The 23,718-nt window shown below is 44.1% G+C and carries 19 protein-coding genes and 2 pseudogenes; 12 read left to right on the forward strand and 9 right to left on the reverse strand.

The window, feature by feature from the left end; genetic code table 11:
• Nucleotides 1-49: 49 nt before the first annotated feature.
• Nucleotides 50-250, reverse strand: coding sequence for a hypothetical protein (locus AB6E30_RS10590; RefSeq protein WP_017630496.1), 201 nt, complete (start codon nucleotides 248-250; stop codon nucleotides 50-52).
• Nucleotides 251-445: 195 nt separating this feature from the next.
• Between AB6E30_RS10590 and AB6E30_RS10595 the strand changes: the two genes are divergently transcribed.
• From AB6E30_RS10595 to AB6E30_RS10605, 3 genes are all read left to right on the forward strand, one after another.
• Complete coding sequence (locus AB6E30_RS10595; RefSeq protein ID WP_060981617.1) at nucleotides 446-760, forward strand: DUF496 family protein; 315 nt, start codon at nucleotides 446-448, stop codon at nucleotides 758-760.
• Nucleotides 761-929: 169 nt separating this feature from the next.
• Nucleotides 930-1,556: a D-Ala-D-Ala carboxypeptidase family metallohydrolase gene (locus AB6E30_RS10600; RefSeq protein WP_372103538.1), complete on the forward strand. Its 627-nt coding sequence runs from the start codon at nucleotides 930-932 to the stop codon at nucleotides 1,554-1,556.
• Nucleotides 1,557-1,721: 165 nt separating this feature from the next.
• Nucleotides 1,722-1,958, forward strand: coding sequence for a hypothetical protein (locus tag AB6E30_RS10605; protein ID WP_017061772.1), 237 nt, complete (start codon nucleotides 1,722-1,724; stop codon nucleotides 1,956-1,958).
• 32 nt (nucleotides 1,959-1,990) lie between these two features.
• Here AB6E30_RS10605 and AB6E30_RS10610 read toward each other — a convergent pair whose 3' ends face one another.
• A complete protein-coding gene (locus AB6E30_RS10610; RefSeq protein ID WP_372103600.1) occupies nucleotides 1,991-4,555 on the reverse strand; it encodes an ATP-binding protein in 2,565 nt (854 codons plus the stop codon).
• Between the two features lie 966 nt (nucleotides 4,556-5,521).
• Here AB6E30_RS10610 and AB6E30_RS10615 point away from each other — a divergent pair.
• On the forward strand, nucleotides 5,522-6,958 hold the full coding sequence (locus AB6E30_RS10615; protein ID WP_017068649.1) for a glyceraldehyde-3-phosphate dehydrogenase: 1,437 nt from the start codon (nucleotides 5,522-5,524) through the stop codon (nucleotides 6,956-6,958).
• A 239-nt stretch (nucleotides 6,959-7,197) separates the two neighbouring features.
• Here AB6E30_RS10615 and AB6E30_RS10620 read toward each other — a convergent pair whose 3' ends face one another.
• Complete coding sequence (locus AB6E30_RS10620; protein WP_371720947.1) at nucleotides 7,198-8,253, reverse strand: 2Fe-2S iron-sulfur cluster-binding protein; 1,056 nt, start codon at nucleotides 8,251-8,253, stop codon at nucleotides 7,198-7,200.
• Nucleotides 8,254-8,354: 101 nt separating this feature from the next.
• Nucleotides 8,355-10,016 carry a hydroxylamine reductase gene (gene hcp, locus AB6E30_RS10625; protein WP_372103541.1) on the reverse strand — a complete coding sequence of 554 codons (1,662 nt, stop codon included), beginning with the start codon at nucleotides 10,014-10,016 and terminating at the stop codon, nucleotides 8,355-8,357.
• A gap of 273 nt (nucleotides 10,017-10,289) precedes the next feature.
• On the opposite strand from hcp, the gene AB6E30_RS10630 reads away from it, so the two are divergent.
• Nucleotides 10,290-10,520: a hypothetical protein gene (locus AB6E30_RS10630; protein ID WP_017061777.1), complete on the forward strand. Its 231-nt coding sequence runs from the start codon at nucleotides 10,290-10,292 to the stop codon at nucleotides 10,518-10,520.
• Nucleotides 10,521-10,573: 53 nt separating this feature from the next.
• A complete protein-coding gene (locus AB6E30_RS10635) occupies nucleotides 10,574-11,737 on the forward strand; it encodes a carboxylesterase (protein ID WP_017061778.1) in 1,164 nt (387 codons plus the stop codon).
• A gap of 393 nt (nucleotides 11,738-12,130) precedes the next feature.
• On the opposite strand, the gene AB6E30_RS10640 is transcribed toward AB6E30_RS10635, so the two are convergent.
• The 3 genes from AB6E30_RS10640 to AB6E30_RS10650 form a co-directional block, all read right to left on the reverse strand.
• Nucleotides 12,131-12,745: a LysE family translocator gene (locus AB6E30_RS10640; protein ID WP_017061779.1), complete on the reverse strand. Its 615-nt coding sequence runs from the start codon at nucleotides 12,743-12,745 to the stop codon at nucleotides 12,131-12,133.
• Between the two features lie 127 nt (nucleotides 12,746-12,872).
• On the reverse strand, nucleotides 12,873-13,793 hold the full coding sequence (locus tag AB6E30_RS10645; protein WP_017061780.1) for a LysR family transcriptional regulator: 921 nt from the start codon (nucleotides 13,791-13,793) through the stop codon (nucleotides 12,873-12,875).
• On the reverse strand, nucleotides 13,787-14,248 hold the full coding sequence (locus AB6E30_RS10650) for an Lrp/AsnC family transcriptional regulator (RefSeq protein ID WP_017061781.1): 462 nt from the start codon (nucleotides 14,246-14,248) through the stop codon (nucleotides 13,787-13,789). Before AB6E30_RS10650 ends, AB6E30_RS10645 begins: the two co-directional genes overlap by 7 nt.
• 254 nt (nucleotides 14,249-14,502) lie before the next feature.
• Between AB6E30_RS10650 and yjeH the strand changes: the two genes are divergently transcribed.
• Nucleotides 14,503-15,774 (forward strand): L-methionine/branched-chain amino acid transporter, encoded by a 1,272-nt coding sequence (gene yjeH, locus AB6E30_RS10655; protein ID WP_017061782.1) that lies wholly within the window; start codon nucleotides 14,503-14,505, stop codon nucleotides 15,772-15,774.
• A gap of 46 nt (nucleotides 15,775-15,820) precedes the next feature.
• Here yjeH and AB6E30_RS10660 read toward each other — a convergent pair.
• Nucleotides 15,821-17,262: pseudogene (locus tag AB6E30_RS10660) on the reverse strand (PLP-dependent aminotransferase family protein).
• A gap of 37 nt (nucleotides 17,263-17,299) precedes the next feature.
• Between AB6E30_RS10660 and AB6E30_RS10665 the strand changes: the two are divergent.
• The 5 genes and pseudogenes from AB6E30_RS10665 to AB6E30_RS10685 all read left to right on the forward strand — a co-directional run.
• Nucleotides 17,300-17,728: pseudogene (locus tag AB6E30_RS10665) on the forward strand (HlyD family secretion protein); the annotation flags it as partial.
• 680 nt (nucleotides 17,729-18,408) lie between these two features.
• Nucleotides 18,409-19,647 (forward strand): cytosine permease, encoded by a 1,239-nt coding sequence (gene codB, locus AB6E30_RS10670; RefSeq protein WP_372103544.1) that lies wholly within the window; start codon nucleotides 18,409-18,411, stop codon nucleotides 19,645-19,647.
• Nucleotides 19,648-19,656: 9 nt separating this feature from the next.
• A complete protein-coding gene (locus AB6E30_RS10675) occupies nucleotides 19,657-20,934 on the forward strand; it encodes a cytosine deaminase (RefSeq protein WP_136982714.1) in 1,278 nt (425 codons plus the stop codon).
• A gap of 358 nt (nucleotides 20,935-21,292) precedes the next feature.
• Nucleotides 21,293-21,505 (forward strand): cold-shock protein, encoded by a 213-nt coding sequence (locus tag AB6E30_RS10680; protein WP_004740083.1) that lies wholly within the window; start codon nucleotides 21,293-21,295, stop codon nucleotides 21,503-21,505.
• Nucleotides 21,506-21,963: 458 nt separating this feature from the next.
• Nucleotides 21,964-22,980 (forward strand): GGDEF domain-containing protein, encoded by a 1,017-nt coding sequence (locus AB6E30_RS10685; protein WP_017060611.1) that lies wholly within the window; start codon nucleotides 21,964-21,966, stop codon nucleotides 22,978-22,980.
• 128 nt (nucleotides 22,981-23,108) lie between these two features.
• Here AB6E30_RS10685 and AB6E30_RS10690 read toward each other — a convergent pair whose 3' ends face one another.
• Nucleotides 23,109-23,705: a malate synthase gene (locus tag AB6E30_RS10690; RefSeq protein WP_017060610.1), complete on the reverse strand. Its 597-nt coding sequence runs from the start codon at nucleotides 23,703-23,705 to the stop codon at nucleotides 23,109-23,111.
• Nucleotides 23,706-23,718: the final 13 nt, after the last annotated feature.

The following is a 23,718-nucleotide window of genomic DNA, read 5'->3' on the forward strand; positions in this document are numbered from 1 at the left end:
AACTCTTTACCATGCTGTTCAAAAAACACTCACGAAAGATCAACACGCCCTAGTGTTCAGACAAAATCGGTACTCGTTTCTTTCTGCCTTGCTCATCAATCATTATGATCTTAGAACGGTTTAGCTCTATTTCCACGACTTCCAAATAAGTACGCTCTTGTACATACGCATCACGAAGCTTGTTTTGTTCTGCTGAAGATTCAGTGACGTTATCGTCCAATTCTTCGGTTTCTAATTGTTGTTGATTCATTTCACATTTCGTATCAATGCAGTATCTACATGGGATACTAACTTGATCGGTGAGATAAAAACAATCACACATCAGCGAGAGTGACGAATAATTAAACAACCTTACTTTTGCTTTGATCTAAAGACTGTTACATCATCAATTGATGTGCTTTAATCAGATCCAGACAATGTATTTGAAGATTAGGAAAAGGAATCTATGAGCAGCGTATTTGAAATTGTTAGCCAAGCACGACGTAAGAACAAACTTAAGCGTGAACTTTTAGACAACGAAAAGAAAGTTCGTGACAACCGTAAGCGTGTCGACCTTCTTGATAACCTACTTGATTACATCAAGCCAGAGATGACTCACGACGAGATCCTAGGCATTATCAAAAACATGAAGGCTGACTACGAAGACCGTGTTGACGATCACATCATCAAGAGTGCAGAGATCTCTAAAGCTCGTCGCGACATCAGCCGCCGCATTCGTGAACTAACAGAAGAAGACAAGCAAATCCAGGGTAAGAAGTAATCTAACCTCGTTGATTAACTTGTAATAATGTTAATAACCCATTCTTTGTAGTGGGTTTTTTTGTGCCTAAATTCTAGTGTCTATACTTAAGCGTACGTAAGTAACGATATAAAACTCAACAGCAGTATGAAACAAAATAACGAGTGAACATCAGCTATGGAGAGACCTTATGTACGCAAGTATTCTGATAACCTTAGCGCTATCAACTGCACAACCCTACCCTGAAGAGTTTGAGAAGCTTTATACCGAAGAGACAGAAATCACTTATGACGATCTCGTGGTCGATGTTCATGGCTATAAGGTTCCAACCCGCTCAGCATTTCGAGGTTGGATGCTCCTCAACCACGCTCAAGACCAAGTCAAAGCAATCGGACAACAACTCAAGGACAATGGCGTTACTCAGAGCATGCCTCTGCATCTCGTTCTATTGCAAGGGACGGATTGGGCAATGAGTAATACAACCTTGTTTACCCTCCCAAATAAGAAACATGTGCCAAACATGATCAATACCCTGAAGTACATACAACAATATATTGAGCCTGAAATCGGTGTTGTTATACCAGTATCTGGAGAGCGAACCGATATCTACAATCAACAAGCTGGTGGTGCACTGCGAAGTAAGCACTTAGAGTTTTGTGCCTTAGACCTAGTGCCTGCAAATGACATTACTCGCGAAGATCTACACGTGAAACTTAAAAAGATTCATTCGGAATTCGGGCAAAAAAATAATGTTGGGCTTGGTTTATATTCAGGTGTTCGATTCCACATCGATACTTGTGGGTTTAGACAATGGTAAAGAAACACGATCAAGTCATAAAGACCTGAAATTCGCACGTGTCACTTAGACTCTAAAAACAAGTGAAATTACATAAGATTATGATTTAAATGTAAATTAAAACTGGAACGCTAATTGATGTTAATAACAAGTATCATGATTATTAATAGCAATTAGGAATTCAATATGAAGACGATGACTCAACGCTTTCAAACTCTGCTTTCTGTTTCAAACTTCAGTCTAGCTATCACAACCTTGCTTATGCTTCTCAGTATTATTGTTGCTTATCCAATGGCCGATCACTTCTCACTGCCAATTCAAATCGTCGCCCACATCAGCACCATCTTAGTCGCAGCCTTGCTGAACATCAGCTATGTCGGTCGTTGCCTTGCACAATACAACCTTGGATTGGAAGTTCGTTAAGTAGCGCCGCGCTAGCCTTGGATACGGGAGCCCTAGACAATATCAAGGCTACTGAAAAGATCGTACAGCTGGTGAGATTTATAGGGTTTAGGTAAGTAGGCGTTCATACCGGCTTCAAAACAATCTTTGATGTCTTCTTCTAGAACACTGGCGGTTAAAGCTATGATGGGTAATGGTGTGACTTGTTGATCGGCTTCCCACTGACGTATCGCACGAGTCGCCGTTATGCCATCCATAACAGGCATCATGCAGTCCATTAAGACTGCATCAAACTGAGCACCCTGGGTGATCACATCCACCGCTTCTTGGCCATTACTGGCAATCAAATATTCATAACCCGCTTGCTCAAGGAAGAAGCTCGCTATTTTTTGATTCATCAGATTGTCTTCAACGATCAAAATGCGTCGATTCAGAGAGCGAACTTCTTCATCTTTTGCTTCCACTTGAGGCGTTTGCTCTTCGCCCACATCGAGAGATTGTAAGCTGGTTAAGAAACGTCGGCCCAAGAATGGCAAGGTATGAGTCGAGTGGACCGTTTCTCTGATTAGGTTGGTTTTAAATAGGTGATGCTGACAAACGATGACGCGAGCAAGAGGATATATCACCTTCAACGTCGCAAGATCTTTTTCCATAGAGTGGTGCAAGGTATGACAATAAAGTATGAAGTCACTTTCTTTTACACTTTCACTAAGGGCAGCAATGGATGACACCACATTGGCTCGAACATTCAAACGCTCACACTCTTTAACGAGCTGATCGAGGTAATTGAAAGAGTTCGAGATGATGGTCGCTCGGCTCAGGTTATCGAAAGTTTGAACAGGCGCTTCTACAACATCGACATACAAACAAAAAGTGAATGTAGAGCCCTCTCCTTTCACTGAACGCGCGGTAATGTAACCACCCATCAAATCAACAAGCTGTCGACAAATCGCAAGCCCTAACCCCGTACCGCCAAATTGACGGGTAATGCTGCCATCTTCTTGAGTGAAAGGTTCAAATATGGACTCTAACTTCTCGGGCTCAATCCCAATCCCGGTATCAGACACGCTGCATTCAAGCTTGCCCCTGCCCATAGACATAGGTGTATAAGCAATGTCAGTTGTAATTGTGCCCTTAGACGTAAATTTGATGGCATTAGAAAGCAGATTGGTCAGCACCTGTCTCACGCGGTACTCATCGAAAAACAGTTGTGACGGCGTTTGATAATCGATATTGATGTCGAGCTCAATATCCTTACTTATCGCTTTCGACTGAATCACACTCACAGAGTCATAAACCGCTTCTCGCAAATCAGCATTGTGTGGTGACAACATCAAGTTACCCGACTCGATTTTAGACAGGTCGAGTATGTCATTCAGCAGCACCAGTAAAGAGTGAGAGGACGATTCGATATCCCCCAGTACTTCTTGTTGATTTGGGCTCAGTTGGCTTTGAGATAAGATCTCAGCCATGCCAATGATCCCGTTAAGTGGCGTGCGTATTTCATGTGACATATTTGCTAAGAATGCGCTTTTGGCTTTGTTAGCCGAAATCGCGTCTTCTTTTGCTGTTATCAACTCTTTGTTGTGCAGATAGTTGCGTTCCATCACTCGATTTAGGGTTTCAGTGAACTCGGCAAGCTCATCGTTCCCTTGGATACGAATCACCTTTGGCTGGCCGTAGCTATCAGCGCATTCCGACACACCTTTCAAGATAATCGACAGGTTTCTGTTTAAGCGCAGAGATGTCGCAACCCCAAGCCACATCAAAACACCAGAAGCGATGAGTATAAGCAACGTCATGACCAAGGTTTGCCTTTTCTGCAACGCGATATTCTTGGTCAGTTCAAACTGTATTTGATTGGTGTAAGCGCCAATCGCGTTTGAAATAGCCCGTTTTTTAACCTCTAAGCTTTTCAAGTGTTGATATATTTCGGGTGATGAAAAGTCCCCTTTGAGGATTCGAGATGTAAATTTGTCTTGGAATTCATCTTTGGCGACAGCGTTTAGCAACTGTCTAATGTTTGGAGAACGCGTATCCGAACGGAAAAATGTATCAAGCAACTGTTGCTGCCTCTCTAGCGCACCTACATAGCTCAATAAATATTGATTTCTTAGCTCGGGCGAGCGATACAAACTGAAGCTTAACCACGCTTCTCTCTGAGTCCAAAACACATAATGCGTAAGATTGATAAACATCGCTTCCGCTTGACCAATATTGCCATCGACTAAAGCCATGCGATATTCGGACAGCTCCATCAGCACGTCTTTTAACAAGTCGAAAGCGCGCTCTGTCAATTTTCTGCTGTCTGTCGTTTCAGGTGTACTAGCTAGGATCATCAACAACTTTTTCAATTCAGCTAACTGAGGGTCAATACTCCAATTGCTGTCGAACCGTTGAAGTCGCATTCCATACTGAGTCAGTCTATCCAGTTCTGATTGCAGTGTTAAAAGCAACTGACCTTTCTCAGGGGAATCATTAGACAGCACCAACCATCGATAAGCATCACTTGAAACCGTATTAAAAAATTGAAGCGCTTCGACCTTAATACGCGTTGTTTCAAGGTGATTCATCTTCTCATCGTTCTTAAGCACTTCATTCACTGTAAACCCGAACATAATGAGTACAGAAACCGTGGAAAGAAAAATAAGACGCCATCTAATTGACATATTTATCATTTTTATAACAACTCCCTTCCCGAAAGTAATTTACCTAGCCCAAATTAAGAATAGGACATTAACAGGGGGTTATTGATCAAATTGGATATGAACAAATGATACTCTGAGCCCAGAACGAAAAATTAGAATCAACAGGCATCCAAAACAGGGCTTTAAAGCGGATGAGTCTGCTTTACTAAGTGAGATTGAGACAAGCCGATTTTAGACAAGTGAACGTTACGTGAGAGAGGTCTACTCGAGGAGGTTTCTACAAATGAGATGTAAGCAAGCGAGGTTTTAGTGAGCAAAATGTAAACAAAAGACGTTTTCTCCAGTTATTATCACCGGCATAACAAGTACACATCCACATTCTGCGGCTCAACTAGACTGTGAATAATGACTCTGCGTGCTAACAAAGTGGATAGTTAGGTTAAAATTGTGACATCCAATCGTTTGCGTGATGCACTTTTCACACTCAAGCTAGGCTTATTCAAAGGTCAAACATCAATACTCGTTAATTCCCTTATTTATCGTTTACTGTTTACGTGTAACTTGAGTTAGCGATCACACCTTTATTGTTCATTATGACCTGCATTACATATTATCTTTTGAATTGAGTATTTTTTGACGAAAAATAAGTGCTACAGATTGTTAAAGTCAATAGTCTTTATCGACGTTCAAATCTTGATTTATTGCTAATATCAAGGCAATTTAAAGATATTTTGTCTGCATTTATTTTTCCTAGCAGAATAACCCGTCGTACCTTACAATCCTGCCACATAAAAATCACAAGTTACACACAAGGTATATCAGCACATTTAAGTGGCAATAAAGACCACAGACTGATGCCTCAAATCCCCTATGCTGATTGGCTTCCCTACATCCGCCATGAATGCAGAAACTTAACGTGAAAGGTCCCGAGTAAAGATGAGTCCCGAAAAGCACCTCCTAGATTGGCAAACTAGTCAAACCATTGCTGAATCCATCGCTCCAACTTTAGGTCAGTTATACCGTCAAAAAGGCGTAGAAGTTATCCTCTTTGGTAAGACCTTAGTTAACGCGACAACTATCGACATCATCAAAGCTCACCGCATCGCAAAACGTTACACGGGTTCTCCTCTTACAGCAGAACAGACTCAACCTATCATTCAACACCTTCTCTCTATGGACTTATCTCCATGTCGTATTGATGTTGGTCGCCTTGCGCATTCATTCTGGCAAGATCGCGAAGACACACACGGGTTGGATGATTTCCTACAAACTGCACTTATCGAATCGCTTGAAGGCGATGCAATGACAGAACCTCGTGACGTTGTATTGTACGGTTTTGGTCGTATTGGCCGACTGCTAACTCGTCTGTTGATCGAGAAAAGTGGCCCGGGTTACCCACTGCGTTTACGTGCAATCGTTGTACGCGGCGGCAAAGATGGCGACCTAGAAAAACGTGCAAGCCTGCTTCGTCGTGACTCTGTACACGGCCAATTCAACGGCAGCATTGTTGTAGACCAAGAACGCAAAGCGATCATCGTTAACGGTAACTTCATCCAAGTTATCTACGCAAACAAACCAGAAGAAGTGGATTACACGGCTTACGGTGTTGAAAATGCACTTGTGGTTGATAACACAGGCGTATGGCGTGACGCGGAAGGCCTGAGCCAACACGTTGCGTGTAACGGTGCGAAGAAAGTGCTACTGACTGCACCTGGTAAAGGCGACATCAAGAACGTGGTATTTGGTGTGAATGAAAATGTTATTCAGCCAGAAGACACCATCATCTCTGCAGCAAGCTGTACTACTAACGCAATCACGCCAGTATTGAAAGCGGTTCACGACAAGTTTGGCGTGCTGTCTGGTCACATCGAAACGGTGCACTCATTTACCAATGATCAAAACCTAATCGATAACTTCCACTCGGGGGATCGTCGTGGTCGTGCTGCATCATTGAACATGGTACTGACATCGACTGGCGCTGCTAAAGCAGTATCAAAAGCGATGCCGGAAATGGAAGGTAAGCTAACAGGTAATGCGATTCGCGTTCCTACGCCAAACGTTTCAATGGCAGTTGCGAACCTAAACCTTGAGAAAGGCACAAACAAAGAAGAGTTGAACGAGTACCTGCGTGAAATGGCGCTGTCTTCTGCTTTGTCTGCACAAATTGATTACACAGACTCGACTGAGATTGTATCTACCGACTTGGTTGGCTCTCGTCACCCAGGTGTGGTTGACGGTGTGGCGACTATCGCACAAGACAACCGTGCCGTGCTGTACATTTGGTACGATAACGAGTTTGGCTACAGCTGCCAAGTTGTTCACTGTATGGAACAGATGATGGGTGTACGCTACAAGACATACCCAGAAGTTTAATTAACTTCGCTCTTGTAGATACGTCCATCGCAACAAGCTCCACAACATAATAACTATATCTGCGAAGTCTGTATGGACTTCGCAACCCCTTTTGTTTTACTCCCCCGTATAAACAAGAGGGTTGCCACTTAGATCTGCTCTCTCTAACTGATCTAGGTGGCCTTTTTACATCTAGCGCCCTAACTTTTATCGCTATAATAAGATCTTGTCTTCATCACTCTTGCACAGCTTTACGTCTGTTATAACTCAACCTCAACATCTGACTGAATCGAGCTTGAACATGCAAGCACGTAGCCCTGTTCAATCTGCTCTGGCGTCAATGTTTCTTGGCTGCTTGATTCCACAGATCCTTTGGTCACTTTGCATTTACACGAACCACAAATCCCACTACGACAAGCGATAATAATTGGAACGCCTGCTTTTTCTAATGAATCCGCCAATGGTGTGCCAGTTTCCGCTTCAACTTCAGCGCCGAACGCAGGCACAAATACCTTAACAGCACTATTCGTATCGTCAGCAATTTCAGCGTTTGACGCTTCTGATTGAGCATCCTGAGTAGCAGGAGTAAAGCTTTCTTGATAGAAGTTATCCATGTTGAACTCAAGCTCTTTCAGATAACTCTCAATATCTTGCATGAAGCCGACAGGCCCACACAGGTAAACCGTTCTATCTAAGATATCTGGGCTCAGTTTCACCAACCAGTTTTTATCTAAACGACCTTGAGGGGCGGTTGTTCCTTCGTTGTCTTTTAACAGCAGTTTTAAGTTGAAATTCGCATGTGATTCATCGAGCTGATGAAGTTCTTGAAAGTAGATAGTCTCAAGCTTGTTGCGTGCCATGTGGACGAAATCAATCTCAATGTCACTGTCTTGAGACAGCCAATATTTTACCATCGCCATTACGGGTGTAATGCCACAGCCCGCACTCACTAGCGTTACTTTCTTTGTTGCCGTTGGCATGCAATCAATACAGTTAAACGAGCCTGCCGGCTTCAACACAGAAACCTCGTCACCTTCATCAAGCTCATCAACAATAAAGTTCGAAACCAAGCCACCTTCCACACGCTTGACCGTCAACTTCAGGCGGTTATCTTCGGGGCAAGAAGCCACGGAATAAGCACGGTAATCCGTTTTCGTCGGCATATCTAAACCCAAGGTGATGAACTGACCGGGCTTAAAATTGAAATGTAAATCTTGTGGAATACTGCCAAGCTCAAAGCTGACCGTATCTGGCGTCTCGTGCCATTTCTTTAAACACACTAAATTGATTGAATCGCTATCCGACCATGCATACATAGTTCACACACCTCACTGATACTAAAGAATTAAATCTAAAAAGCCCCGCCGCTGCACGTTCCTAGAGAACAGCAACAACGGGGCTTGGGAGTGGGCTTAGATTAAGCCGCTAAGATTGTTTTAAGATCTTGCTCTGGCGTTGAGATAGAACGCATATCGAACTCGTCTTGAATAATCTTTAGTAGGTTTTCAGTTAGGAATGCAGGCGCTGTTGGGCCTGTGTAGATACCTTTCACACCCAGTGCGAACAGAGTAAGCAGGATAACGATCGCTTTTTGCTCGAACCAAGAAAGAACAAGTGTTAGTGGTAGTTCGTTGATGCCACAATCAAACTCTTGAGACAGCGCAAGAGCAAGCTGAATCGCTGAGTATGCATCGTTACATTGGCCAACATCGAGCAGACGTGGAATACCGTTAATGTCGCCGAATTGGTTTTTGTTGAAACGGAATTTACCACATGCCAATGTCAGGATTACTGAATCTTCTGGCGCTTGAGCTGTGAAATCTGTGTAGTAGCTACGTTCAGATTTGTCGCCGTCACAACCACCCACTAGGAAGAAGTGTTTGATGTTGCCTTCTTTCACTTGTTCAACAACCGCAGGCGCTGCTTCCATCAAGGCGTTACGACCAAAACCGACAGTGATCATTTGCTCGATCTCGTCATGCTTAAAGCCTTCTTGCGCAAGAGCACAATCGATCACTGCACTGAAATCGTCACCTTCAAGGTGAGCAACACCCGGCCAGCCTACGATGCTACGCGTAAATAGGCGGTCAGCGTACGAGCCCACATCTGGGTTAAGCAGACAGTTAGATGTCATTACGATCGCACCTGGGAAGTTCGCAAATTCTTTTTGCTGGTTCTGCCAAGCGCTGCCGTAGTTACCCGCAAGGTGTGGGTACTTGTTTAGTTCAGGGTAGCCGTGTGCAGGTAGCATCTCACCGTTGGTGTAAACGTTAATGCCCTTGCCTTCCGTTTGTTGAAGGATCTTTTCTAGATCATGCAGGTCGTGACCAGAAACAAGGATACAGTGACCTCGCTTCGTCTTCACATTCACGGTTGTTGGTTGAGGGTGACCGAAGGTATCTGTCTCGCCTTTATCCAACATTTCCATGACCTTGTAGTTCATTAAGCCGATCTGCATAGACGTATCTAACAGTTGTTTTAGGTCTGATGGATCTGTACCTAGGAACGCCATGATTTCATGGTATTCAGCGAAAATAGTATTATCAGTTTGACCAAGAACACGTGCGTGCTCCATGTAAGCTGCTGCACCTTTTAGACCGTATAGGCAAAGAAGGCGAAGACCAATCACATCTTCGTGTTGAGAGTCGTGACCACGGTTTACCGCCGCTTGAGGGGCAAGCGCCAATAGCTCTGAAGAGTCCGTTGGAAGGTCGAATTGAGCAGCAGCAGAAAGCGCTGGGATCTCAAAACCAATCAATGTCGCTGCCGCACGAACCTGTTGTTCTAAGCGCTGCTTAAATTCATGAGATTGCTGTGCAAATTCAATGATACGAGCAGGGTCGAAGTTAACGTTGGTTAATGTTGCGAAAAACGCTTTTGGCGCCCACTCGTCGATTTCAGTATCAATAACATCACACGCACGGCCCAAATTGGCCCAAAAAGAAACACCTTGAAGAGAATGCACCAACACGTCTTGAAGGTCGGATACTTCAGACGTTTTTCCACACATGCCTTGTGCGAAAGAACAGCCTTTTACGGTTGGGGTTTGAATTGTTTGTTCACATTGAATACAGAACATATAAGGGCTCCAGTAATTTTTATTAACTGTAAGTACTTTGCTTACAGTGACTTATTCCAACCCCTATAGAGCATCAAGCGTGCCAACTTTTAACATATTGATTTTATTAAACTTAGTTTTATTCCATGTTTTTAGTGCGTGATTATGACTACATATAAACTCCCTAACAGCACACATCCGTGTCATAGTGACTCTCAGAGATTTATTAACGGCGTTCATGTTTCGTTCAGAATAGAAGCGATAAAGTAACAACATAGAAAAAGAGGAATGAATATGAAAAATATATTAGTTACGATTGTTGCATTGTTTACTGGCCTTTTGGCGTTATTCACAAGCTTGATCCTTGCTATTCCTTTAGCTATTGCAGCTTTAATTACTGGCAAGCGCATTCAGAATCAAATGAAGAAACAAGGTTTCGCAGCTCATATGAACACTCGTCAGTCATCAACCAATGATGCCGGTGTTATTGAAGGTGAATACGAAGACCTTTCAAGCAAAAAGTAACCTAAACTTTAGTTTCAGACATAGTGAAAGCACAACAGAGACAAGATTACATAATGCAAAGAAAGCCCCTCCTAGCACTGCTGGCCTTAACGACTTTAAGTCTCGTTGGTTGTTCCAACGAGACACCGATACCCGCTTACGAAACATCTCCAGACTTGCCTAGCTATCAGCAAGACAGCTTTGATGCCTACGTCAATGACACACAAGATTGGTTATTGAAAAACCGCGTGTTCATGACGGAAGACAAGCAACTCGAGATCCAACTCAATTCACCAACCGAGTATCAACCAACCTCGCCAAACGGCAAGGCGGTATTATTGGTTCATGGATTAGGCGACTCACCTTACTCATTTAAAGACATCGCTACCCATTTGGCAGAGCAAGGTTACTTAGTGAGAACCGTATTACTTCCGGGTCACGGCAGTCGCGTGGGTGATTTAATGCAGCCGAGCCTAGAAGATTGGCAAGGTGTGGTGGCTCATCATACGAAGTTACTTGAGCAAGAGTATGATTCTGTTTGGCTAGGCGGCTATTCAACCGGCGCGAACCTCGTGACTTCACAGGCGATGAACGATCCAAAGATCTCTGGGTTACTGCTGTTCTCACCTGCGTTTCAACCGAGCTCGTCTGCCGTTCAATACGCGGGACTAGCAAGCTACTTTGTCACTTGGGCGGATCAAGATCCTGAAGACAATGTGTTGCGTTACAACTCGTTGCCAATGAATGGTGCATCGGTTTACTACGAGACATCAGAAGTCGTACGTGGTGACTTACAAGATAAACACTTCGATAAACCAGTTTTTATTATGATGAGTGAAGGCGACAGCGTGATTGACACCAACTACGTTCAGCAAGCCTTTACTGAATCTATGCCGAATCCAAACAATGTGTTGGTTTGGCAAGGAGAGACGACTCTCGAGGATCCTCGCGCTGTTCAGTACAGCATGAAGATCCCAGAGCAACGCATCTCGAACGGCTCTCACATGGGCTTACTGTTCTCACCAAACAACCCTTATTACGGAATCAATGGTAGCGAGAAGATTTGCTCCAATGGTCAGGCAGAAGGGTTTGAAGAACAATGCAATGCAACCAGTGAGGTTTGGTACTCAGCTTGGGGCTATCGTGAAGAAGGGAAGAACCATGCGCGTTTGACCTACAACCCCTACTTCTCAGACTCGATGGCGAAGCTAGATGCCGTACTGAACTCTGAAGGCTAATAAGCTCAAGTCTTCCAAAAGCTAATCCAGAGAAATCAAAAAGGCTCACTAGATAACGTCTAGTGAGCCTTTTTTAATGAGTGTCGTTTCTGGTGAACGTCTAGGGTCTGTTGACCTTTAGAGCTGATTTTTGCAGCACTTTGTGGGAAATTTCTACAAGGCAGAGGCTTTGAAGTGTAGCTAGCCTACATGAGAAGCCGATAACGCAGTAGAAATGAACCACAAAGGCTGCCCGAAGGGTTCGGCTAGAATCGTTTTATGCTTTGTTAAGAAGTATTAACTTAGAATGACTAGGCTACATACTCCTTGCCGCGCCTAAAACGATTCTATCTCGAACAAAATTTAACCACTAAAAGTTAACAGACCCTAGTTACTTATTCTTATCGTTTACTGCTATATCGTCCACACCACGCGAACAGCAAGCAGGATCAGCACCACGCCAGATAGTCGATCAATCAACTGAGCTTTCGAGCGAATACGTTCAACAATCAACGGGCTAGACAGTACCAAGGTGATAAAGGTGTACCAAAGGCCGTCGACAATCAGCGGCGTTGAGACAATAATCACTTGATTGGTCAGTTCATTACCTAGCGCTACAAATTGGCTAAACAGAGCGATGAAGAACAATGCGATCTTTGGGCTCAAGATAGAGATCAAGAAAGCCTCACGAGCAGACTGCATGTAACTCATCTTTTCACCCGCTTCTAATTTCGCGGCAACACCACCTTTCGAACGTAACGCATTAACGCCAAGATAAAGCAGATAAGCAGCCCCCGCTAAGCTAATACCTTTAAATAACATTGGGGATTGCTCAAGCACAACGGCTAAACCAACAATGGTTGCGAACGCATAAATACCGATACCAGCAGCGTGTGACCAAGCTGCGATAAGCCCGTTCATACGGCCACCAGCCAAACTGTGTTTAGCGATCATCGCCAAGCTTGGGCCCGGAGACATTGCACCCAACAAGCAAATCGCTAATAAAGAAAACCAAATTGTTACTGTCATCATTCCATTCCTAATAAAATAAAGCGTTCCAGCTGAACGCTCTACGCTTAATACTCAATACTTGGCACTTACCATAATTCGCAGGAGGTATTATTTGAAATCAAAGATTATCATCACACCTATGATTTCAAGTCATACTGATATTGTAACTCGACTTTTGCATGGCTTGGAATGCTTTTTCTCGCGCCCATTTGTGGGCAGAGTCGTTGTCATATTTAGGATGCCACATTAACCAATAGGTATGCATTTCCGTATCAAATGGCAACGAAAAGTAGGTAGTATCGAGGTGTCGACCTAGGTTATAGGCGATATGTTCTGGCACGATCATCAGATAGTCGTCTTGCAATAACACAGTACCAGCAGATGAAAAGAACGGAACCTGTAAAGCCACTCTTCGCTTCAGCCCTTGCTTCTTCAATGCTATGTCCGCGTAACTGTCTTTATCTCCACCACCCGTCACTTTGATGTGAGAGTAGTGAACAATATCTTCTGCACTCAAAACCGCTTGTTGAGCCAGCGGGTGCGACTTTCGCATCAAACACACCGACTTATCTTCACCAAGTTTGATACTTGAGACATGTTCTGGCTTTGTGGGAAACATACTGGAAGCCAAATGAATCCCAGACTCGTTCAGTGCTTCAAGGTAGTTTGGCTGCCACAATCGATAAGCCAAATTAATGTTCGGCGCTTCAGCAGACACCTCTGCCACAATCACAGGAAGAATATACTGAGCGACATAATCACTCGAAGACAACACCAATTCACCCTGCCAGTCTTGCGGCTCGAAGGGTTTATCATCTAACAGGTGGTCAAACTCGCCAAGCAGGTCGTCGAGTTTACCTTTGAGTAGCAATGCACGGTTGGTCGGCACCAGTTTGTTGCCGTCACGGACCAGCAAAGGGTCGCCACACAAATCACGTAACTGGCTGAGCTGACGGCTCACCGCGGATTGTGTGATATGCAAACGTTGGGCGGCACGGCTCACATGACACTCTTCAAGAAGTACATGCAGTGAACGCAGTAGGTTTAAGTTGATATTGCCTAACATGAATGCACCGTCGCATTCTGTTTGTTGAAAAACTCGGTCAAAACCGTATGAGTCATTAAGTGGCGAAGATCCGGGTAACTTTGCAGCTGATCGCGAACTCGGTTCAAGCTCTCCATGCTTTCCACTTCCACGTACAACATCATATCTGTCTCACCGCTAATAGAGTGGCACCATTGCACCTCATCAATACTCTGGATTTGTTTCGCGTAAGACTCACAACTATGGTCACTACTCGACATGTCGAACTTCAACAAGATATAAGCGCACACATTCTTCGTTTGGTTGGGTTCTGCCACTTGAGCGCAGTAGCCCGTAATCACTTTGTCGCTTTCCAGTTTCTTGATTCTGGCGTTCACCGCTGAGCGCGAGAGGCTGACATCTCGGGCGATATCGCTCACTGAGCATCGTGCATTGGTTTTGAGAATATCCAAAATCTGGCGATCAAATTTATCCATGCTTCTGATTCTTTTCATTTATTGTTCTATTTATAACGCCTAATTTGACACAACTTTCCTACTTATAACAGCCATTCTGACAGCCGACACTTTCACACTGAATCGGATTAATACCGTTAAAATGACGGTGTCTTACGACGTTTCGCTAGCTGTATTATTGATGTCAACAATGTATGCTCTCAATCATAACTTCTCACACACCAGAAGAAAGTTACTGGAAGACCGTGACCAGAATCAAATAGCTAGGAGAGCGAATGACACAACTCAAACAAGAAATCACGCTTATTTCAGGAATCGGACAACTCTCGACGACCTTGCTAGGCACTGGATTATTTATGATCCCTGCGATCGCAGCAGGCATTGCAGGACAGTTGTCTCTTCTTGCTTGGTTAATCCTGTTTATCGCTATTTGCCCGATTGCACTGACCTTCGCAGCATTAGGAAAACGCTACCCGAATGCAGGTGGCACGGCCTATTTTGTGCGCCAGGCGTTTAGCGAGCGATTAGAAACAAGCGTGGCGTGGTTGTTTGTGAGTGTTATTCCTGTCGGTATTCCAGCGGCCATTGCACTGGCTGGTGGTTTTGCTCAACAATTGTTACCCGCACCTCTCGACACTCCTCTGGGTGCTCAATCCTTTACCGTCGCCCTGCTTATTGCCGTCAATTTGATGGGCAGTAAATCTTCTGGCCGACTGCAAACCGTGATCGCATTGTCGATTTTTGCCTTAGTCAGCGCTTTTGTTTGGAAAGCCGACATCACGGCAACCGATGTTGCTCTTCCTGCCATCTCATCCAATTCAATGTGGTCTATCGGCGCTGCTTTGGCTGTCATGTTTTGGTGCTTTGTCGGAATAGAAGCTTTTGCTCACATGGGAGAGGAATTCAAAAATCCACAACGTGACTTCCCAATCGCCATCATTGCAGGCTGTTTTGTTGCGGGGCTAGTGTATTGGGCTTGTTCAGTAGTGATTCTTAAACTGGGTGCTTTCGGTTCATCTGAATTCGATGCCGCATCCATCCCTTGGGTAACAGAACAACTGTTTGGTAATGGCTTCAAAACCGTCATCAGCGTGCTGGGGTTCTTTGCTTGCTTTGCCAGCCTAAACCTTTACACACAAAGCCTGTCTCGGATGATCTGGGCTCAGGCCCGCCAACACAGCCCTGCAAGTCGAATGGCTCAACTGAACAGCCGCGGCGTACCGCTCTACCCAACGTTAGCAATTGGCTTTGTCGTGCTTATTTCGTGTGTGATTGGTGAGCTGTCTAATTTAGACCTTGAGTTCTTTCTCAAGCTCGCCAACGGTATTTTTGTTCTGGTTTATCTGCTCGCAATGTTAGCCGCTTGCCGATTACTGACAGGCGCATCTAGATACACAGCCATGCTTTCATTGGTCATCTGTACCTTGGTGTTTATCTGTTTAAGTTGGTCGATGCTCTATGCTGTGACTGTTTTTGTGACATTGTCACTCCCTTGGCGGAAGTGGCTAGGTAAAGGTAAACCCACCGTCTCTATCGACAAGTTGTAACTCGATTCGTGATGAATCAGAAAATGGTAAACAAGCCCTACCAATATTACTGATAAAAAAGCCGAGCGATCTGTTTGATCTTCGGCTTTATGTCAGCCAATCGGATATTTCCAAACCCCAACACCACCCCACTCCAATCACGAGCATCACTTGATCCATATTCATAAAAATCAAACGGACGAATGATGATATTTTCAAGCTCAGCTCTATGACTCCATTCAGTCTCAGATATACCTTGATACCACTTCACGGTCACATGTAGCCCTGCTGCCTGACTGATCACTTCAAGATCACCGTTAAACTCGCTTTCAATCGCTTCTATCATGGCTTCATACTTGAGTTTGTATGACCGACGCATCTTTCTAATATGACGCAGCAAGTCGCCTTCTCGAACAAAATCCGCCAAAGCTTCCTGTGTGTGGGACGCCGTGTCTCCAGTAAGCGCGTCTTTGATCTCAAGACACTTCGCCACCAGACTTTCTGGTACCACTAAGTACCCTAATCGAAGGCCATTGAACATAACCTTACTCAGAGAGCCGACATAGATGATGCGATCATCGAGCCCCAACTTTCCCGCCAACCCTTGCATGCAGGTATAAGGGCGATGAGCAAACTGGAACTCACTGTCATAGTCATCTTCAATGATCCATGACTGATGTTGATTGGCCCAATCGATCAGTTTAAGGCGCTGCTCAGTATTTAAAGTCGTGCCCATTGGGTATTGGTTACTCGGTGTGACATACAGAGCCTTAGCATTACTGGCCAACACTTTCTCAATATCCAACCCCACCTTTTCACGCACACTTACACCTTCTAACTCTAGTCTCAACAGATCGATAATTTTATGTACTTGTCGATAACCGGGTTCCTCCACGAGGATTTTGTCGCCCATCGCTAACGTTGCCATTAATCCGATTGAGATGGCTTGCTGCGCACCTGCGGTGATGATGATTCTGTCGGCATTACAATGAACGGAACGACTGCTTGCAAGATACCCACTCAACGCTTCCCTCAAGGCTGAGCTTCCCTGAACCTCTTGATTGCCCGCAATGTTCTGACGTGTAGAGTGACGTTGCAGCAACCTCTGCCATTTCGCAAAAGGGAACGCATCTAAGTCAGGAACTCCTGGGGCAAAGCTGCGGTTATTGTCGTTAGGTGTCGCTATGTTTGTACTCGGTTTACTGACTGTTTGTTTGACCTTCGGATCCTGAACACTGTTTGGCTTAGACAAACTTAGAAAGTGTTCTGGTTGTTCAACCGAGACATAAAACCCTGAGCCTTGCTTACTCTCGATATAGCCTTCAGTAACCAGTTGTTCGTACGCATAAATCACCGTATTTCGACAGCCAACTTACGTGTTGAAGGTAACTTACTGCCCTTGCTCCATAAATCTTGAACGATCTTCTCTCTTATCGCGTGGAACAAGGCGGTTTGACGCGTGCCGTGTTGTTCGTCTAACTGTAGATCACCGACATCGATAGGCTGCATAACTGGATCCAAATAGTGTTTAAAAGTGGCTCTATTTAAGCGTGTTTCAATGATGCCTCGTATCCAGATGTATACCGAAGAGAAGTACGTGCTGATGCGAGTTAACCACCAAGCGATTCGTAATATTAAGGTCGGTCAACCTGCGGAATTTGCGACAGCGGTATACCCAGGAAAAGTGTTCTCTGCAACCGTAGAAGGCATTGTAGAAGCCACTGGTGAAGCGCAAGCAAGTTTGCTGGGTATCGATGAGCAGGTTCGTGTTACCACAGGCAAAAACCTTCAGAACAAGCACCACTTTGTTCGTTTAAAAATTGATGAGGCAGAGGGTTACGATATTCCTGTTGGCTCTGTCGGATTAGCGTGGGTAAGCGGTGAGAAGCCTATCAGCTTTATGGCGTTCCTAGACGTAATACGCGGGATCATCATTAGAATGAAGTCTCAACTGTACTTCTTCTACTCCATCTAATACTTCCTATTGGTGAAACAATACCCAAGCCCGTGCGCTCTTAGATCGCACGGGCTTTTTGTTTATTTCACCATTCGTCGCCAGAAAGAACACAAACCCGAAAAACGAATAAACACTCTAAAGTTGCAAATCGCAATTGCATTTTGCAATTTGGTATTTCAAAAACGCAAATTAAACGCTCAAATACGCACCAGATTGCTATAAAACTGCCGTTTTACGTGGTTTTAAAAGTTGGCACACTAACTGCAATGTATATATTGACCCTTCTTAAGCCGAGGGTCACCTAGCCAACTGACGTTGTTAGTGAACCTATTCTTGTTCACAAAATATATAGGCCAATTGCGATTATTGCGATTGGCTATTTTTTTGCCTGCAGTTTGGCCAACCGCCCTCTTTTTCGATACAGACACCCATTCAGACGTATAATAATAAGAATTCATAGCCAACCAAGAACAGCAGATAACCAACGCATTATAGAAAACGTTTTCTATTTGTTTTTTTTAAATAAAGACAGAAAATAACCCTATGTTTTACAAGATAATTACTGCAATAACTGGTTTTTATGGGCAATTATTGACAAAATTAGCATTGACTATGTGATTTATATCACCATAATGCGCAAGTTTGCCTGCAATACGGCGACCGTTAATTTTAATTTTGATCATTTGCGGAGGTAAAAAATGGCTGCTGATAATAACTACAGTCTAGGGCCGGTTCCTACATCGGCTAGGAAAGGAGTCGCTTCACTCACCATGGTAATGCTTGGACTCACTTTCTTCTCTGCAAGTATGTGGACAGGTGGTTCACTCGGGACAGGTCTTTCATTCAACGATTTCTTCCTCGCCGTTCTCATCGGTAACCTAATCCTCGGTATTTACACTTCTTTTCTTGGCTACATCGGCTCAACTACTGGCCTCTCTACCCACCTCCTTGCTCGTTTCTCTTTCGGTACTAAAGGCTCATGGCTTCCTTCTGCTTTACTTGGTGGTACACAAGTCGGTTGGTTTGGTGTGGGTGTTGCGATGTTTGCTATTCCAGTACAAAAAGCAACGGGCATTGATACCAACACCTTGATTATCGTATCTGGCTTATTGATGACGGGTACAGTGTACTTCGGCATTCAAGCGCTAATGGTGCTTTCAGCGATTGCAGTGCCTGCGATTGCGATTCTGGGTGGTTACTCAGTACTGACTGCGGTAGACAGTGTTGGTGGACTAGAGCAATTGCAACTTATTAAACCAGAGACGCCAATGGACTTTTCAATGGCTCTTGCAATGGTTGTAGGTTCGTTCGTAAGTGCGGGTACGTTAACGGCCGATTTCGTTCGCTTTGGTAAAAAGCCAGCAAGCGCAGTATTAATTACTATGGTTGCGTTCTTCATCGGTAACTCGCTGATGTTTATCTTCGGCGCAGCAGGAGCAGCAGCAACCGGTCAGGCTGATATTTCAGATGTGATGATCGCGCAAGGTCTGCTGCTTCCAGCCATCATCGTGCTTGGCTTGAATATCTGGACAACCAATGAAAATGCACTTTATGCATCCGGTTTGGGTTTATCTAACATCACTGGTCGCTCAAGTACTACAATGTCAATCATTAACGGCATTATCGGTACGATTTTCGCACTTTGGTTATACAACAACTTCGTTGGTTGGTTAACCTTCCTTTCGCTGGCGATTCCACCAATTGGTGGCGTAATCATCGCCGACTTCTTCGCGAACCGTAAACGTTACAAAGATTTTGCAAATGCAGAGTTCCAAACCGTTAACTGGGCTGGCATTATCGCGGTAGCAACAGGCGTAGCCGCTGGTCACTTCCTACCTGGCGTTGTTCCTTTGAACGCAGTGTTAGGTGGTACAATCAGTTACCTCGTGCTTAATCCTCTATTGAACAAAAAAGCTCTGAAATCTCAGGCCGCTTAAGGACACACTATGACAACCTTATTAATCAAGAACGCGAAACTTCAAGACCAAGAAGGCTTGAAACAGATTCTGATTGAAAATGGTCAATTTTCTCGCATTCTCGATAATGGCGCGCAAATCAATCATCAAGGCGACATCCTTGATGCTGAAGGTGGCATTGCAGTTACTCCTTTCTGTGAACCGCACATCCACCTAGATACTACTCAAACTGCTGGTGAGCCTAACTGGAACATCTCTGGCACTTTGTTTGAAGGTATTGAGCGTTGGGCTGAGCGCAAAGAACTGCTATCAATCGAAGACGTAAAGTCTCGTGCCAAGCAAACACTGAAATGGCAGATAGCTAACGGTGTTCAACACGTTCGTACACACGTTGATGTGTCTGACCCAACACTCGTTGCGTTAAGAGCGATGGTTGAAGTTCGTGAAGAGATGAAAGAGTGGGTCGACATCCAGATCGTTGCATTCCCTCAAGAAGGTATTCTTTCATACCCTAACGGCAAAGAGTTGCTTGAAGAAGCAGTGAAGATCGGCGCTGACGTTATCGGTGCTATCCCTCACTTCGAATTCACTCGTGAATACGGGGTTGAATCTTTGCATTATGTGTTCGAGCTTGCACGCAAGTACGACTGTCTGATCGACGTTCACTGTGATGAAATCGACGACGAACAGTCTCGCTTTGTGGAAACATTAGCAGCTCTTGCTCATAAGTTTGAAATGGGCGAGAAAGTAACCGCTAGCCACACGACTGCAATGGGCTCTTACAACGGTGCTTACGCATCTCGCCTATTCCGTCTATTGAAGATGTCTGGTATCAACTTCGTGGCAAACCCGTTAGTGAACATTCACTTACAGGGCCGTTTCGACGATTACCCGAAACGCCGCGGTGTAACGCGCGTTAAAGAGATGCTAGCAGCAAACATCAACGTTTGTTTTGGCCACGATGATGTGTTTGACCCATGGTACCCACTGGGCACAGCGAACATGCTTCAAGTTCTGCACATGGGACTGCATGTGACACAGGTTATGGGCTACGATCAAATCAACAACTCACTTGATTTGATCAGCAAGAACTCTGCTCGCACATTGAACATACAAGACAACTTCGGCATCGAAGAAGGTAAGCCAGGTAGCTTACTGATTCTTCCTGCTGACAATGGCTTTGATGCAGTGCGCCGCCAAGTACCAGTGCAGTACTCAATACGACACGGTAAGGTGATTGCAGAGACTCAACCAGCGAAAACAAAAATAAATTTAGATCAAACTGAAGATATCAACTTTAAGCGTTAATATCGTCTATACTAATGATCAAAAGGAAGCTGAGATGCTTCCTTTTGTTGTGTTGGACGAAGCGACAAAACTATCACTAAATCAGTGTAAATCTTGTACATTCGCACGGTATGACAAAAAAAGCACAAATTTCTTAAGCAATGCGTGTACATCTCAAAAGACTGTGTTAACATGCTCTCGCTCTGTTAGCCGGAGTTATTTAAGTTAGATGAATAGTAAAAAATTGACATGTAAAATCGTTACCCGTTTTTGTAAGTAGTTTTTCCTTATTTCTTAGCAATATTAAATAATTCAATTATCAGCGCATTGCATTAAATGCAATCAACAACTTAGAAAATTTATGAATAAGGGACAAATTATGTCTAACACAAATACTGGCACTGTAAAATGGTTTAACGAAGAGAAAGGTTTCGGCTTCATTTCTCAAGACAACGGCGGCGCTGACGTATTCGTACACTTCCGTGCAATCGTTTCTGAAGGCTTCAAAACTCTGAAAGAAGGCCAAAAGGTTTCTTTCGAAGTTGAAAACGGTCAAAAAGGCCTACAAGCAGCAAACGTTGTTGCTCAATAATTAGCTCTTATAGCTAAAAAGAATTTTAAAGCGCTGATTTTTATCGGCGCTTTTTTATGCCTGCTCATAAACATTTCCCCTCTTGATGCAAGCTTCACCCGTTAACTCTGAACAAATACAAATCACCAGCCAAGCCTCCCAATCTAACCACTCTCAGTTAAAGCTCGACGCCCAAATAACTTCACTTTTTGTATGCACTTCCAGAGACAACAACACTCATTTCTCAGCAATCTTTTGATACTAACTCACGCTACGCCGAAAGTTTGATAAGCCCAAATATGGTTAAAGAACAATCCATTAGATTGCACTTATGAATACGCAATCGATATTCATGATAAAAATGAGTTATTTATCCAATCCTCATCCACTAATTATATAATTTTTAAAGCAAAGACCTTCGAAATCCGCTAACCTTGTTCGCAAGTGGCTTAGTTGTTTTGGTATCTGCAGTAAAAATAATGAACAAAGACGAATTTCAGAAATCCACCGCAAATCTAAAAAAAGCGGTGCCTCTTATGATGAAGAACAGGGTGTCAACGACACCTGCAAATTACGCACTTTGGTACACCTATGTCGATAACGCTATTCCCCAGCTAACTCAAGACATGGATGGTGTTTTAGAACACTACGGTATTTGTCCTCCTGCCGTTGGTGAGCAGCTATACAACAATTATGTTGCCAGCAAATCCGAAACCAATATCAATGACCTTCGCGCTAATTTGGAACTGTTAGTTTCTGAAGTTTCCAATTCAATGAATGACACCCTGACCGACACCTCCGCTTTTTCTGACATGATCGATAAAAGCTTCGAGGACTTGGCTCGTGTTGATAATGAAAGCCTATCTATTGATGAAGTCATGTCCTTAGTTCGACAGCTGGTGTCTGAATCCCGTCATATTCGTCACTCTACTCAGTTTTTAAACTCTCAACTAAACTCTGCAACCTCAGAGATCACCAAGCTAAAAACCCAGTTAGTAGAAGTTCAGAAAGATGCGCTTTTCGATAGTACAACCACACTCTATAACCGTCGCTCTTTCGACCGTGACATAGAAACCCTGTGTGAAGCACAACAATCTTTGTGTCTGATTCTTCTCGATATCGACCACTTTAAAAATTTCAACGACACCTATGGCCACTTGTTTGGCGATATGGTGCTTAAAGCGATCGCTCGCAAGCTGAAGTTAAGTTGCCGTGAAGGTATTTCTGCCTATCGATTTGGTGGTGAAGAGTTCGCGCTGATTGTGCCTAACAAGTCTTTGCGTATTGCTCGTCAACTCGCTGATACCAATCGTCGCTCTCTAGAAAAGCTGTCGATTAAAGATCGCCGCAGTGGTCAACAAGTCGGCAGTATCACTGCATCGTTTGGTGTCGCTGAACTTGAACCCGGCGAATCAGCTCAATCGCTGATTGAACGTGCTGATAAGCTACTTTATGAAGCGAAATCACTTGGCCGTAACCGAGTCATGCCTTTGTAAAACACACCAACAATGCTCTTATCGACATATTAGTCGGCTCGTATTGAGACTAGAAAGCCCCAAAGTTCATTATCTTCGGGGCTTTTTCTTTAGTTGTATAAATTACTTTAGCTAACTAGGATTCACCGTTAGATCTGGAAGCAATAATTCAAGCAATAGTCTTCACCACTCTTTGCTCTGAACTCTTTATCTTCACTGCATGCCTTTGGTTTACCCTTTGCGTCACCTTGAATCAAACTGATCCAGTGGCGCATCGCTGCAATGGTCTCTTCACGCATTGTGGTTGTTGCTTCCATTGGTGATTGGCCAAACGTGGTGCATGATTCCAACTGAATATCATCAATTTCTACTAGCTCAATACAACCTGTCCCTTTGTGGCAACCAAACATCACCTCTAGGTGGCTGCCACTGCCATCTCGAAACAAGATAGAGTCTGGGTCGTTCTTCTCACCCATGTACGCTACAAACTGCTTAGGGTGCTTCAGACCGCTGTGCTGACCGTCTTTAAAGTAAGCCATAATATGGCGGTAATCGACTACGTAGCTGGTTACGTCTTGATGTGAGCCATTCTCTAGTGGGAATAGTCGATCAAGCAGCTGCTTTGCTTTCACTTGCTTTTCAGTTTGCTGATTAGCATTGATTGTCTCCACGGCAAAGACAGCTTCAGCGATAAATGGCTTTGATTGTTTTTGGATTTCTGTTTTATCGAATGTAAGCATATTCATAGTCTTTCCCTCT

It is taken from the genome of Vibrio sp. 10N.247.311.12 (genome assembly GCF_041467515.1).
Classification (GTDB): domain Bacteria; phylum Pseudomonadota; class Gammaproteobacteria; order Enterobacterales; family Vibrionaceae; genus Vibrio; species Vibrio crassostreae_C.